This window comes from Neochlamydia sp. S13, from assembly GCF_000648235.2.
Lineage (GTDB): Bacteria > Chlamydiota > Chlamydiia > Chlamydiales > Parachlamydiaceae > Neochlamydia.
This window is the reverse complement of the sequence record NZ_AP017978.1, coordinates 201,119-214,284: the sequence shown is the minus strand read 5'-3', so window position 1 is coordinate 214,284 and position 13,166 is coordinate 201,119. Positions and strand designations below refer to the sequence as shown.

Here is a 13,166-nt window from a genome sequence, read left to right as displayed (position 1 = left end):
TCTGGCTAAAGATGTTTCAGGAAGTATGTCCTACTAATGAACATTAAAAATTTATTGCATTCGTAAGCAATCACGGGGGTTATGCCCAGCTTTAGGTATCATTCTGCGGGCATTTGCAGGGCCAAAAATGCTTGCAAATAATTGTTTTTTCTATTTAGTGTACTGCTTTTTTTCATTAGCTCCTTAGCAGCAAGAATTTAAGCAGTTTTGCTCCCTTGCCAATTATTTTCATGAAATTTTTTGATTTTTTTTAATCGAAAACTCAGAGAGTTTAATAAATTAATTTAGTTGATTAATTATTAATATTTAAATAAAATGTCTATTTTATTGTTAATTAATTGATTCTGTTAAAAACAATCTTCTAATCTAAGGGGTTTAATAATATGTCAGTGTCTTCTTCTAGATCAGTATCTTCGCTAAGTAAAAGCCTTTATCCTAAAATAGGGGGTTCTGTATCTGTACGGGCAGCAAATAAACCTATTTCCTCTGCTCTTTTTCATTCTACCTCGATTCCTGGGGCTTTAAAAAGCCTTCGGATAAGTCCTTCATTGGTAACTACAGTTAGCTACGGTAGAATGTCCAAATATGCCGTTTCAAGAGGCCATCCTAACCAGAAGAGTTGCTTTCCGTGGCCTAAAGGCAAACGCTTTTATAGTAAAAAGCTAAATGCTAAACCCCAGCCAAGTTCTTCTAAAGTGTTTAGAGAATTAAAGAAGCTGCATATGGAAATAAAAGGTAGAAGTGATAAAAATGGGCCACGAGAAACTTTTCAAACGTTTGTGAACAAAAAATATCATGATGTTAAGAATATGACTCCTTTTGAGATGTCTAGGAAGTGGCTGTGGATACCTGTTAGTGGCCTAGCTTATCATTTGCTTCGCTCACATTTCACTGATCATGTAAAAAAAACTTTAAAAGTAGAAGTTAATCCTGTTAGTGTGCCAGAGGAAATTTTGTTTCACAAAGAAGCGTGGGTACAGACAAAAAATATTGATAAGTTAGATAAAACTTTTAGCTCTCAGCAATCTACTCCTCAAAAGCTGACGATTACAGGAATAGGTGGCTCAGGAAAAACTGTTTTAGCTAAGCAATATATAGAGCAGTATGAACAAAAAATGAAAGGCCAACAGGATAAGATAAGTACTCCATTTTTTGGAGATATGCAAGATATGGAAAGCTTTTTTGAATCTTATAGGAAATTTGCGGTAGAATTAGGCGTTAATGTACCTTTGAAAGCGCAAAAAGAAACGATTATTAGTGAAGTCAATAAGATGCTTGCCCAAAGGCCTGATTGGCTTTTTGTTATTGATAACGTAAATTCTAATAATTACGAAGATTTACAAGCTTTTCTTCCTCAAGATTCTAAGGGTAAAATTTTAATGGTGAGTCGCGAGAAGCTAAATAAAGTGAAAAACTTTGATATGCAAGTAAATCATCTTAGCGAAGATGAGGCCTTAGAGATTTTCCATCTCAATCTTGGCAAAGATCATTGGGCTCTTAACCAAGCAAACAACTCAAAACGTGATCTTGCAGCGCAGCTTTCTTATTTACCATTAGCCTTGAAGCAAGCGGCCCTTTACTTAAAAGCGGCTGAACCCTCTGCTTCGTTTGATTCTATAGTAAGCGCTTATAGTGATAAACTAAGAAACTTGATGGGGATATCTAAAGAAGCTTCTATGCATTCAGCTGATGCTAGCCACATGTTAAAAGCCGTGCTACTATTAAGCATAGAAGCATGTGAAAAACAAAGAAGTGAATCAAAAGAGGTCTTTACTATTATGCCTTTCTTAAATCCTTATTTTATTGAAGATTCTCTTTTGAAGCTTTGGTGTAAAAGTCAGTTAGATAGTCCTGGGTCGCTGACCTCTTTATTGGATGAGCTGGAAGGCTACGGGTTGATTACTAGAAAGGGATCTGAAGTGTGGGAAATTCATTCTTCCTTGCAAGAGTTGCTTCTTGAAAAAATGAGTAAAGAAGGAAAAAAAGCCGACCAGGTTTTAAAAAAATTTCTTGGAATGCTTAAGGATAATTATAGTCTGAATATGGGCTCCAAAGATAGCTACCACCAAACAAAAGCTATTGAAAACCAATGGAGATTTCTTTCAAAATCTGCAACAGACTATCAAGTAACCGATGAATTAAAACATTACTTTGTGCATGTTTGCAATGTGCTTGGTAATTACCATTTGCAATCTAATAATTTTTTTGAAGCTCGCCAAGCTTTTGAGAAAAGCTTAGAGCTTGCGGGGCTGCAGCTTAAAGACCAAGAAGCTGATGAAATTTGCAAGATTTTAAAAGACCATCCAGAGCTTCCCGCGCTTTACTCTCAAACGCTCCATTATCTAGGTATTATCCATTTTTATGCGCGAGAATGGGAGCAAGCTGAAAGATATTTTAATAAAGCTATTGATCTTCAAAAAGAAGTGGCAAAAAACCCTGATGCTTATACAAATCCAAATCCTGTGGATTGGCTCATCTTCCAAAGGCAAGGGCCAGGTTGGCTTCTGTTAGAAGGCAAAAAAGACGATTTGTTAAAAGCAGAAAAGCTTTATTTAGATTTATTTCAAGAAAAAAGGTTTGCACCGCTAGGAAAAGAGCAAGACGTAACTAACGAAAGGTATTGCAATCTTCAATTAGGTAGAGTTTATATTAAACTAGCACAGGTAGCTTCTAAAGAAGATGAAGCCGTAATGTATTATCAACAAGCTTTAGAAAGGCTTGAAAAAGGTGGGTTTGAACAGGGCACCTCTTTTCAAGGAGCCATTCAAATGAGGGAATTGGGGCACAGAAAGGCTGGAGAAGCTTATCTAGTATTAGGGGAGCTTTACTTAGATAAAAATTGTCCTTTTAAAGATTTGGAAAAAGCAAAAAACTGTTTTGAAAAAGCCGTAGAGCTGTCTGAAACAGATTTAAGAATTTGTGCTAAATCTAGCTACTATCTTACTAAGCTTTATTGGGAAAAAGGCCGTTTGGATAAAGCTTTTAAAGCTAACACACGTTCTATTCAATTATATAACCAAGTAGGAGGCAAAGGGCTAACCAAGCTCCCAATCCCTGCGCTTAGCGAAGCAGAAAAAATAAAAGAAACTTTGATAGCCGAGATTAAAGGAGCTTTTAGAAACGATGCTGCCTTAATTGGTTAAGAACGATGGACTCTTATACTTAAAATAAACGGTTTAAGGATTTTTAACAAAGTAAAGAGAGGGATGGGCTTCAAGCTGCCAGCGTTTGTCAAGCATTCTAGCCGTTTGTATATCATATGGCTAAGCCGGAGTTGTTTATCGGAAAGAAGGCATCACGCGGTGATGGCATCATAAAAAAGTACCATCACCCTTTTGATTGCAAGAGCAGCGAGGGATATAAGCTAAGCCTTGTAAAGTAGTGGGAATATATGGGGGTGTCTTTAAAAGATAATTAAAGCATCCTTTGATGCATCCTTAATCAAAAACTTAAATTTTAACCTATCTAATAAATAGAGGTTTTTCTACTTGTATCTTGTATGTTGATAGGCAAAAGAGGCGCTTTGGTTCCTTTTAAAAAAAGTTAAAAGGTAGGAGAAAAAAAATTAATCTCTAAGTCCATAAACTTAAAAATAATGAGTGAATAGTAAAAGCGAGAGATGACTTTAAGGAAAACGAACTTACAAGTTTGAGCTTTCATTTTGAAAAGGTTAGGAGAATTTTTGGCTTAAATTTTTACTCCTTCCTATCTTGAAAAAAATCTTAAGCAAGCAATGAAAAGTCATTTTTTATAAGTTTATTTTATGCTACTTTCTATACATATAATTTTTTATCTTTTAATTTTCTAATCACTTGCAGGGCTGTATGTTATCTACGGTTATTGTAGAAGACTTTCTTTTTGCTCAGCATCTCACAGGGCCTAGTCACCCTGAATCTCCTTTTAGGTTTAAAGTAAGTAGACAAGCTTTACAAAATCAAGGGCTATTAAAAAGAGGTGGTATTTTGCGGCCTCGCTTAGCAAAAGAAAGTGAACTTTTGCTGTGCCATACCCCTTGCTATCTACAGGAAGTGCAAGATAATGTTCAGCAATGTATCTATAGCGGCCTTAAAGATGGCTCTTTTCAACTATCTACAGGAGATGTGCAAATATGTCCTGCATCTGAAAAGATTGCACGCTATGCGGTGGGCGCTGTATTAAATGCTGTAGATAGCGTTATGCTTGCCCAGGCACGTAATGCTTTTTGCCTTGTACGCCCGCCAGGACATCATGCCTGTATGGATAAGGGCATGGGCTTTTGCCTATATAACAATGTTGCCATCGGCGCGCGATATGCTTGCCAGAGATACGGGTTGAGAAAAGTTTTAATTATAGATTGGGACGTTCATCATGGCAACGGTATACAAGATATTTTCTATGAAGATCCTGCAGTTTTTTACTTTAGCACCCACAATAAAAGAATCTATCCGGGTACAGGTTCAAGCCAGGAAGAAGGAAGAGGGGCAGGCAAAGGATTTAATCTTAACTTTCCTATCGAACCTTACGAGAATCCTAGGCAAAAAATTAAAGAAATTTTTAGTGGCCAGCTTATGGAAAGCATGAAAAGCTTTCAACCAGAGTTTATTTTTATTGCGGCAGGTTTTGATGCCCATGCGCAGGATCCTCTAGGAGGCTTTAATTTGACTACTCATGATTTTGTAGATTTGACGCGAAGCGTTAAAGGCTTGGCAGAAAAGTATTGTGAAGGCCGCTTAGTATCAGTATTGGAAGGTGGCTATAACTTAGAAGTTTTAAAAGAAGTCATTCCAGCCCATGTTCAAGGTTTACTGCCCCCTTAAAAACTAGCTTTGCAGGCCCTATCATACGCACCTTGGTAAAGCAATCATTATTATATTCGAAATCAATTCTAAGAAAATCTTCCGATCGGACTTTCACAGTTAAGGGACCTTTTAATTCATAAAGCTTGGCAGCTGCTAATGCTGCTGCGGTAGCTCCTGTTCCACAGGCAAGTGTTTCTTGCTCCACCCCGCGTTCATAGGTTCTAACATGAAGGATGCCCTGGTCATCTATCTGTACAAAGTTTACATTAGCTCCGCGGGGAGCAAAGAGAGGATGAAAGCGTAGGGTGCGCCCACATTCATTAAGATTTAAGAGATCGAGTTTGTCCGTAAAGATTACAGCGTGAGGCACGCCCGTATCCAAATAATGAATTGTCCAAGGAAAAAGATTAAGAGACCATCGTATTTCAGAAGGGCTTCCCATTTGTACCGCTACATCCTCATCCTCAGAACTAACCTTCAAAGTACTAAATAAGGTTTCAATATTTAGCCACTCCTCTTGAATGCCACACTCTTGGATAAACTTGAATAGGCAGCGGATACCATTTCCGCACATTTCGGCTTCACTACCATCGGCGTTGAAAATGCGCATTTTGTAATGAGCTTTTTGCGATGTTTCTAAAAGAATAACCCCATCTGCCCCAATTCCTTTTTGCCGAGCGCACAATTTTTGGATAAGGTTAGGGGTTAAAACAGAAAGTTTAGAAGTTCGATTATCAAAAAGGATGAAATCATTTCCACATCCTGAGTATTTTGAAAAAGTAAATAGCATGAATAAATTTAATAAAAAATTAAAAGAAAATCACCGATTAGGAGAAAAAATGAAATTAAAAAAGTAATCGTTCTTAATGCTTATCAGAAATTTTCTTTTATTTTTACATCTCTAGATCGTCTATAGAATGAACAATGCCATCTAGTAAGCCAAATTCTAGGGCTTCTTGAGGGCTTAACCAGTTATCGCGATCCATCGCTTTTTGAATGGTTTCATAGTCTTTACCTGTCTGATGCATGTAAAGTCTTATCAGAGCTTCATGTGTCTTAAGCATTTCTTTTGCCTGAATCTCTAAATCAGTCGCTTGGCCTTTAATCACGCCTCCAATCAGAGGCTGGTGAATCATAATCCTTGACTGAGGGGTAGCAAAGCGTCGTTTCGGAGCTGCTGAAAGGCTTAATACTGAGCCCATAGAGGCTGCTAAGCCGCACACTAAAGTCGTAACAGGAGATTTCATCAGTTGAATTTGATCCCAAATAGCAAATCCTGAGTCGACAGAACCACCAGGGCTATTGATTACAAATAAAATAGGTTTTCCCGGAGCCGTAAGTTCCAGATACCAAAGCTTACGAATAATGCTTTCGGCTGAATTGCTGTCAACCGCATCACTTAAAAAAATGCGGCGGGATTCAAGGATTACGCTATCTATACGATCTTCGAGCCTAATAAAAGGTATACTGCTATAGTTATCTTTTTCTTTATCTGCTTTAGCCATGGATGTCTTCTCCGAAGATTAAATTAAGCTTCATTATCCTTATTTTAGTCTGCAAAATCAAGCATCATTTACAATGATTTCAGGATAAAGAGGATAGCGCTTTAAAAGTTCTGCTACACGGCTTCTGGATCTTTCTAAAATTGCAGGCTCTACAATTGCTTGTGCTTTGCTGGGTTGCCCGGTTTTATTATTTATAATCGGGGTAGTATGAGTAAGGATATCAGCAGAGATATCTGCGATTTCAACCATTTCTTCAGCACCTAATCCTAACGTTGTAACTGCTGCTGCTCCCATGCGGACTCCCGAAGTGTACCAGGGTCCATTTTTGTCAAAAGGTATGGCATTACGATTGACAGTCAACATAGCTTGACGTAATGCCGTCTCAGCATGTCTGCCCGTCAACCCATAGTGAGTTAAGTCTAAAATTAGCAAATGATTTTCTGTGCCTCCTGTCACTAACCGAATTCCTCTTTTGCGGAATTGAGCGGCAAGGGCTTGCGTGTTATCCACAATTTTTTGTGCATAGTCGCAGAATGCCTTGCTATTAGCCTCTTTAAAAGCAATAGCCTTTGCAGCTATCACATGAGGTAAAGGACCTCCGAGAACAAGGGGGCATCCTTTATTGACAATGTCGATATATTCTTTAGTACAGAGGATAATGCCGCCACGTGGCCCCCTCAGGGTCTTATGGGTGGTAGAAGTGACTATATGGGCATAAGGAATAGGATTAAACTCACCGGTAAATACTTTCCCAGCCACTAATCCGGCAAAATGAGCCATATCAACCATTAACACAGCCCCCACGCTATCTGCAATTTCACGCATTTTGGCAAAGTTAAGTTTGCGAGGATAAGCTGAATAACCTGCTAAAAGAATAGTAGGTTTCTCTTGTTTAGCCATGTTTGCAAGCTGTGAGTAATCTAAAAGTTCAGTAGAGGGATCTACATCATAAAGCACAGCTTTCATCATTTTACTGGATATGTTATGCCGGTAGCCATGCGTTAAATGCCCACCAGAGTTTAAAGACATTCCCATGACTTTTTGATTAAGCATCAGTTGACGAATATTTTCATATTCGTCGGGAGTTAATTCATCAAGATTTTTTTTACCTAGCTTTTCAATGGCAGGATTTTGCACGCGTTGCACAAGAATAGACCAAAAAGCAACTAAATTAGCATCCGCTCCAGAGTGAGGTTGGACATAAGCCTCTTCACAACCAAAAATGGACTTAAGTTCTTTGGTGGCTATATCCTCAACTGTATCGACGTTTTCGCAGCCTGCATAAAAACGGTGATGGGCAAATCCTTCGGCATACTTATCTGTCAGAAGGTTTCCCATAGCTAGTTGAACAGCTAGGGAAGAAAAATTTTCTGAAGCAATAAGTTTAAGATATGAGCGTTGATCCTTAAGTTCTTGCAAGATGCTCGCACTGATTTGGGGAGCCGTGGTTTCAATATAATCTAAAGCTGCTAAGTAGGCGATAGTAGCTTTATTACGTTCTTTATTGGCGCTTTTTGCAAAATAATTGTCTAGTAGTGTCATAAAGCAAACTCCTCATTAAGGATCATAAGACGAACCAATTTATCCTAAATATGCAAATTTGTAAATGAGATTACTTTTAAGGCCAAGAAATAAGAAAGAAGAGTTTTTGTCGATTGAAGAATATAGCTAAGTTTTATTGAATAAATTAAAAAAAGTATAATTTAAGAATAGATAAATGGCTAAGGATAAGAGTGTGAATAGCGAATTGAGTTTTTTTTATCTAAGAAGCTGAAAGTTAAGAAGAAATGAGAAAGGAAAAACAATTGAGAAACCTTTAAAAAATAATCCACTTAAGTCATTCTAAGATAATCGAGAGAGGAGAGTAAAAAATAATTTAGATTAATTAAGTAAAGCTTTTAGCTTTTTTATAAAAATTTTTTTAACTTCTGCATTTTTTCTAGGCGGCCTTTTTTACAAGATGGGTTCATCTAGAAATAAACTTTTCAGACTTTTTTCTTGAGAATTATCCTTAAAGGAACTATGCTTTATAGCAAAATAGCAAAGACCTGATTAAGGCCACCTTTACAACGCGTAGGAAAAAGCATGCAAGAAGCTCTTAACATAATTTTAGAAATACAAGAATTTGATATGCAGCTTATTCAATTAATGAGGCTCAAAAAAGAGCGTCAAGATGAATTGCATAATATTAATTCTGTTAAATCGGACTTGCAGCACCAATCTCTTGTAAAAGAATCGGAAATAGCAGAATTAAAAAAGCATATACGTCTTGTTGAAGGTGAGCATCATGACATTGTCGCTAAACTAAAGAAACTTGAAGCGCAACAGAATCATGTAAAAAAGGTAGAAGAGTTTAATGCTTTAAGCCAAGAGATGTCGGCAGTAGATCGAGAACGTATTGCTAAAGAATTGCGATTAAGTGACCTTTATGACAAGTTAGCTATAGAAGAAGACCATCTGAAAAACCTTACTCAAAGTCTTGAATCAACTAGCGAAAGTAGTAAAGCACTTGAAGCTGAAATTATGGAAAGTATTCGTGAAATTAATGCTGAGGGAAGACAACTCAAGCAAAAACGTGATGAGCTTGTTCTTAAGGCTGATCCTGAAACGTTTCGCATCTACGAAAGGTTACTGCGCAATAAAAAAGACCGCGTGGTTGTTCCTATTGAAAACCGTTGCTGTAGTGGATGCCACATTATGCTAACAGCTCAAGATGAAAACCTAGTACGAAAAGGTGAGCGTTTAGTCTTCTGTGAACATTGCGCACGTATTCATTATTGGCAAGAAAGCGAAGCACTTGAAGGTACAAGTGTGGCTACAAAGACGCGCCGTCGCCGTTCTACAAAAATAAAAAGTTAAATTTAACCTACGTATTTACTTAGCATTAAAGCCTTAATTTTTTAAGTAAACCCTGCTGGTAAGCGTTTAAGTTTTACTTGTCCTTTAGGAAATATCTACCTAAATCACTTCAAGTGGATAAAAGCATGTCTGGGAAGAGAGGCAATCGCTCTTATTTTTTAAGTAAGGGAGGAAAGTCTGGACTTCATAGGAGAGGATACCAGCGAAAAGCTGGGGGCCGTAAGGCTACGGAAAGTGTAACAGAAAATATACCGCTGTTTAACTTTTAGTTAAATAGACAGGGTGAAATGCTAACTTTAAGAGGAAGCTCTACTTGAGGAGACTCAAGAGATGACAAACCCTATCCGAAGCAAGACCGAATTAAAGCTATATAGTTCTCCGCTATGCTTTATAAGGGTCGCTTGAGCATGTTAGTGATAATGTGCCTAGATGAATGATTGCCCAACGGTCGTAAGACCGTGAGACAGAATCCGGCTTAAAATCTTCCCAGACTTTTATTTTTCCTTCTTTATTTTCAACCATTTTAAAGAAACTGCGTCTGCATAACCGAAAAAGAAATTAATCTTTTTCTAAGCTAAATCTTTCCTTCAAAACAAGCTTTTTTATTAGGTATACGATTACATAAAGTGTTGCTTAAGAAGCGTATTAGATTTTCTTTAGCTGCCTTTCCTAGCTAAAAGCATAGTTTTTGCGTGTTTGTATAAAGAGCTGTTTAAAAGCATATTTTTAATATTTTTTAGTAAATTGGTGGGGTAATTTCTTGCAAGGCGAGATAAAAAAAGGCCTATCGAAAAGTTTTTTACCTACAGCTAGGATGCATTTTTAAGTTTATCCTACCGATAAAATAGAAATGATAGTGAATGCTGGTATTCTCACACGGGGGTATTATTGTAAATCCTAATACTTTCAAAAAATTCCCGGCGTACAACTTCGTTATTTTGAAAATTACCTCGTAGAATATTAGTGACCGTGTGGCTATGTTCATTTTCAATGCCGCGAGCAATGACACAGTAGTGCTCGGCAATAATCGAAATAGCTACATTCTCAGTCTCAAGTAAATGAGCAAGAGAATCTACGATCTGCGCAGCTAATCTTTCTTGCACCTGAGGTCGCTTAGCAAAAAAACGCACAATGCGGGGGATTTTTGATAAACCGATCAATTTTTTGTGAGGGATGTAAGCGACATAAGCATAGCCGCGCATAGGAACAAAGTGGTGTTCACAAAAGCTAGTAAAATTAACTTTTACTAGGATAATATTAGCATTTTCACTTTTAGAAGGTTCATATTTGTTCTCAAAAAAGCTCACTTCAGGAAAATTATCATCTTTTAGCCCAGAAAAGATTTCCTTGACATACATACGGGCAATACGTTGTGGAGTATCTTGCAGGGAATCATCAGATAAATCGAGCCCTAATATTTGTAGAATTTCGGTATATTTTTCGGCGATCAGTTTAATTTTTTCCTCATCCGTCTTATCATCTACACTCTCTAAAATAGGAGATGGATAGCAGGTGCGGATGTGTAAGGGTGCGCTTGCTCGTAGGGAAAGTTGTTTTTTAGGTGCTTTTTTGGCCATGATCTTCCTTCTTTTGCCTATAAATTTCGCTAGCAGTTATGGCAAAGGCATTTGCAACATTTAATGAATTCTTACGGCCTCTAAGGGGGATTTCAATAAGATGATCTGCTACTCTTAAGACTTCATCCGAGCAACCATATTCTTCATTGCCTAAGGCTAAGGTAAAGACCTCAGGAAAAATAAAGTTATATAAAGATGTAGCTTGGGGGCTAGTCTCCATCACAATCAAGGGTCGAGGCAAATCAGTTACTTTACAGCTAGGGTAGCATTCTATCCATTGAAAGGTTCCCATAGAAGCATTTTGCACCTGTAGATTGTTTATATAGGGAGTATGCTCAGAGAAATAGATGGCTCCTAAGGCAAAAGCTTCAGTGGTTCGGATGATACTCCCAACATTATGAGCTGATCTTAAAGAATCTAAATAGATAGAGATAGGCCATATTTTCTCTCCTTGCGCTCGATCTCCTTGCCGGATAGATGGCAATAAATGATGCTCTCGAACTTTTCGATTAGCTAACTTAAGATGGTAATGATAACGATTGGCAATTTCCTTAGCATCCGAGGAAAGTTTATCTTCCCTCTGCATCCATTCTTGTAGCTCATGATAATGAGCTAACATCCCTTCTATGGGTTGAAAAGCAATTTTATCTTTGTAAATGGCTAATAAAAGCTCTGCACATTTTTTATGTTGTTTTTCCATAGAAAATGATAAGAACTTTCTTTTAGTAAACATTTGGCCTTGATGAATCTTAAGCTTTTTGTTTCTCTGCTTTGACAGCTAAATATTCATCTAAATTCCCATCAAATACTTGGATACCATTTTCTTCAAAAGCAATAATTTTGTTAGCTACTTGAGAGATCAGATCACGATCATGGCTTACGACTACTACTGTGCCTTTATACTCATTTAATCCCCATGCTAATGCAGAGACAGCCTCTAGGTCGAGATGATTATTAGGCTCATCCAACAAAAGAACGTTATGCTCGGCTAACATCATACCTGCAATAATCAAGCGTGCTGTCTCGCCACCAGAAAGACTAGTTACCGGCTTAAAAGCATCGTCTCCGCCGAAAAGCATTTTGCCCATTACACTACGGATATCTTGATCGTAAATACCAGGGCGCCTTTCTTTAAGCCATTCAAATGACGTTTGTTTAACGTTTTTGTCTACCGCTTCCAGATGATTTTGTGGAAAGTAGCAGATCTGTACTTGATGGCCATGTTCTATATTTCCTTTATCAGGAGATAAAGCTCGTGCTAGCATTCTAATAAGAGTAGTCTTTCCGCGGCCATTATTGCCGATAATACCAATTTTATCTTCCCTGGCAATTTCTAAAGAGAAATTTGTAATAACCTCTGGTCCATCATAAGCTTTTTGGATATTATCTACTTTTAATACAATTTTTCCCGGCTGTTTTTCTGTAGGTATAAAACGGATATAAGGACGTTGAATATTTGTTTTCTTTAGCTCTTGAGGCTGTAAACGAGAGATTTCGCGTTGGCGTGATTGCACTTGGCTTGCGCGTGTTCCAGCGCCAAATTTAGAAACAAATTCACGTAGTTGGGCAATCTTTTTTTCTTTAGATTTGGCATCTGCTTCCGCACGATCACGTACTGCACTTTTAGCAGCAATCATATCATCATAGTTTCCAGGGTAAAGGATGATAGTCTCATAATCGATATCTGCTATATGGGTAGTTACCGAATTTAAGAAGTGGCGATCATGGCTGATCACAATAAGCACGCCTTTATAACCATGTAAAAAGTTTTCCAACCACCCAATAGACTCTAAATCGAGGTGGTTAGTAGGTTCATCCAGCAGCAAGGCTTGAGGGTCTCCAAATAAAGCTTGGCATAGCAGCACTCTAAATTGATGATCTAAGGGAATTTCATGCATTTTAAGATAAAAAAATTCTTCCGCAATTCCCATACCCGCTAATAGAATTTCCGCATTAGATTCAGCAGAATAGCCATCTTCTTCGGCGATAATTCCTTCTATTTCCCCCAGACGCATGCCTACATCATCTGTCATCTCTACTTCATAAAGAGCGTCGCGTTCTTTAAAGGCATCCCACAAGCGTTTATTACCCATGATTACGACATCGACCACTTTAATATCGCTATAGGCTTCGATATTTTGCTTTAGAATCCCTACTCGGTCAGGCAGAGTAATACTTCCACTTGTGGCCTCTTCAACGCCCATAATGATTTTAAGTAAGGTGGTTTTTCCTGCTCCGTTAGGCCCTGTTAAGCCATAACGATTTCCCGCATTAAAAGTCATAATAACTTCTTCAAATAGGACGCGGCTACCAAAGCTTTTAGATATTTTATTTAATGTTAGCATAAGATAATAAATTTTAGATTTTTTCCTTATTATATTACCTGAAATATAGATAACTCGCAACTAAAATTCAGGATGAGTTTTAGCCTGTTTTAAACCTCTTAA

At 37.6% G+C, this 13,166-nt stretch carries 9 protein-coding genes and 1 other RNA gene; 4 read left to right on the top strand and 6 right to left on the bottom strand.

The features are described from left to right. Window positions 1-383 precede the first annotated feature (383 nt). Both TY21_RS10775 and TY21_RS10770 read left to right on the top strand, forming a co-directional pair. The gene (locus tag TY21_RS10775) at window positions 384-3,143 is read left to right on the top strand and encodes an NB-ARC domain-containing protein (RefSeq protein WP_042241781.1); all 2,760 of its coding nucleotides are present in this window, start codon (window positions 384-386) and stop codon (window positions 3,141-3,143) included. A 681-nt stretch (window positions 3,144-3,824) separates the two neighbouring features. Continuing rightward, window positions 3,825-4,796 carry a histone deacetylase gene (locus TY21_RS10770; protein WP_042241778.1) on the top strand — a complete coding sequence of 324 codons (972 nt, stop codon included), beginning with the start codon at window positions 3,825-3,827 and terminating at the stop codon, window positions 4,794-4,796. Here the strand turns inward: TY21_RS10770 and dapF are convergent. From dapF to TY21_RS10755, 3 genes are all read right to left on the bottom strand, one after another. Beyond that, a complete protein-coding gene (dapF, locus tag TY21_RS10765) occupies window positions 4,759-5,568 on the bottom strand; it encodes a diaminopimelate epimerase (protein WP_042241775.1) in 810 nt (269 codons plus the stop codon). The genes TY21_RS10770 and dapF overlap by 38 nt on opposite strands. Window positions 5,569-5,671: 103 nt before the next feature. Further along, window positions 5,672-6,283: an ATP-dependent Clp protease proteolytic subunit gene (locus tag TY21_RS10760; protein ID WP_042241773.1), complete on the bottom strand. Its 612-nt coding sequence runs from the start codon at window positions 6,281-6,283 to the stop codon at window positions 5,672-5,674. Window positions 6,284-6,340: 57 nt separating this feature from the next. After that, window positions 6,341-7,825, bottom strand: a complete 1,485-nt coding sequence (locus TY21_RS10755; RefSeq protein WP_042241769.1) for a glycine hydroxymethyltransferase — start codon at window positions 7,823-7,825, stop codon at window positions 6,341-6,343. Window positions 7,826-8,368: 543 nt separating this feature from the next. Here TY21_RS10755 and cdsZ point away from each other — a divergent pair. Next, window positions 8,369-9,142, top strand: coding sequence for a zinc ribbon domain regulatory protein CdsZ (gene cdsZ, locus TY21_RS10750; RefSeq protein WP_039383851.1), 774 nt, complete (start codon window positions 8,369-8,371; stop codon window positions 9,140-9,142). A gap of 129 nt (window positions 9,143-9,271) precedes the next feature. Further along, an RNA gene (gene rnpB, locus TY21_RS10745) (RNase P RNA component class A) lies at window positions 9,272-9,636 on the top strand. A 378-nt stretch (window positions 9,637-10,014) separates the two neighbouring features. On the opposite strand, the gene folE is transcribed toward rnpB, so the two are convergent. Genes folE through TY21_RS10730 form a run of 3 tightly spaced genes read right to left on the bottom strand, consistent with a single transcriptional unit; the run spans window position 10,015 to window position 13,064 of the window. Further along, window positions 10,015-10,719 carry a GTP cyclohydrolase I FolE gene (gene folE / locus TY21_RS10740; protein ID WP_042241765.1) on the bottom strand — a complete coding sequence of 235 codons (705 nt, stop codon included), beginning with the start codon at window positions 10,717-10,719 and terminating at the stop codon, window positions 10,015-10,017. Further along, the gene (locus TY21_RS10735; protein ID WP_079979946.1) at window positions 10,700-11,419 is read right to left on the bottom strand and encodes a TrmH family RNA methyltransferase; all 720 of its coding nucleotides are present in this window, start codon (window positions 11,417-11,419) and stop codon (window positions 10,700-10,702) included. The genes folE and TY21_RS10735 overlap by 20 nt, the downstream gene beginning before the upstream one ends. 49 nt (window positions 11,420-11,468) lie before the next feature. Then, window positions 11,469-13,064: an ABC-F family ATP-binding cassette domain-containing protein gene (locus tag TY21_RS10730; protein ID WP_042241759.1), complete on the bottom strand. Its 1,596-nt coding sequence runs from the start codon at window positions 13,062-13,064 to the stop codon at window positions 11,469-11,471. Window positions 13,065-13,166 lie beyond the last annotated feature (102 nt).

Excerpts from the sequence above, each read along its gene's own strand:
- TY21_RS10775 (WP_042241781.1), top strand. The coding sequence starts at position 384 with ATGTCAGTGTCTTCTTCTAGATCAGTATCTTCGCTAAGTAAAAGCCTT.
- TY21_RS10770 (WP_042241778.1), top strand. The coding sequence starts at position 3,825 with ATGTTATCTACGGTTATTGTAGAAGACTTTCTTTTTGCTCAGCATCTC.
- dapF (WP_042241775.1), bottom strand. The coding sequence starts at position 5,568 with ATGCTATTTACTTTTTCAAAATACTCAGGATGTGGAAATGATTTCATC.
- TY21_RS10760 (WP_042241773.1), bottom strand. The coding sequence starts at position 6,283 with ATGGCTAAAGCAGATAAAGAAAAAGATAACTATAGCAGTATACCTTTT.
- TY21_RS10755 (WP_042241769.1), bottom strand. The coding sequence starts at position 7,825 with ATGACACTACTAGACAATTATTTTGCAAAAAGCGCCAATAAAGAACGT.
- cdsZ (WP_039383851.1), top strand. The coding sequence starts at position 8,369 with ATGCAAGAAGCTCTTAACATAATTTTAGAAATACAAGAATTTGATATG.
- folE (WP_042241765.1), bottom strand. The coding sequence starts at position 10,719 with ATGGCCAAAAAAGCACCTAAAAAACAACTTTCCCTACGAGCAAGCGCA.
- TY21_RS10735 (WP_079979946.1), bottom strand. The coding sequence starts at position 11,419 with ATGGAAAAACAACATAAAAAATGTGCAGAGCTTTTATTAGCCATTTAC.
- TY21_RS10730 (WP_042241759.1), bottom strand. The coding sequence starts at position 13,064 with ATGCTAACATTAAATAAAATATCTAAAAGCTTTGGTAGCCGCGTCCTA.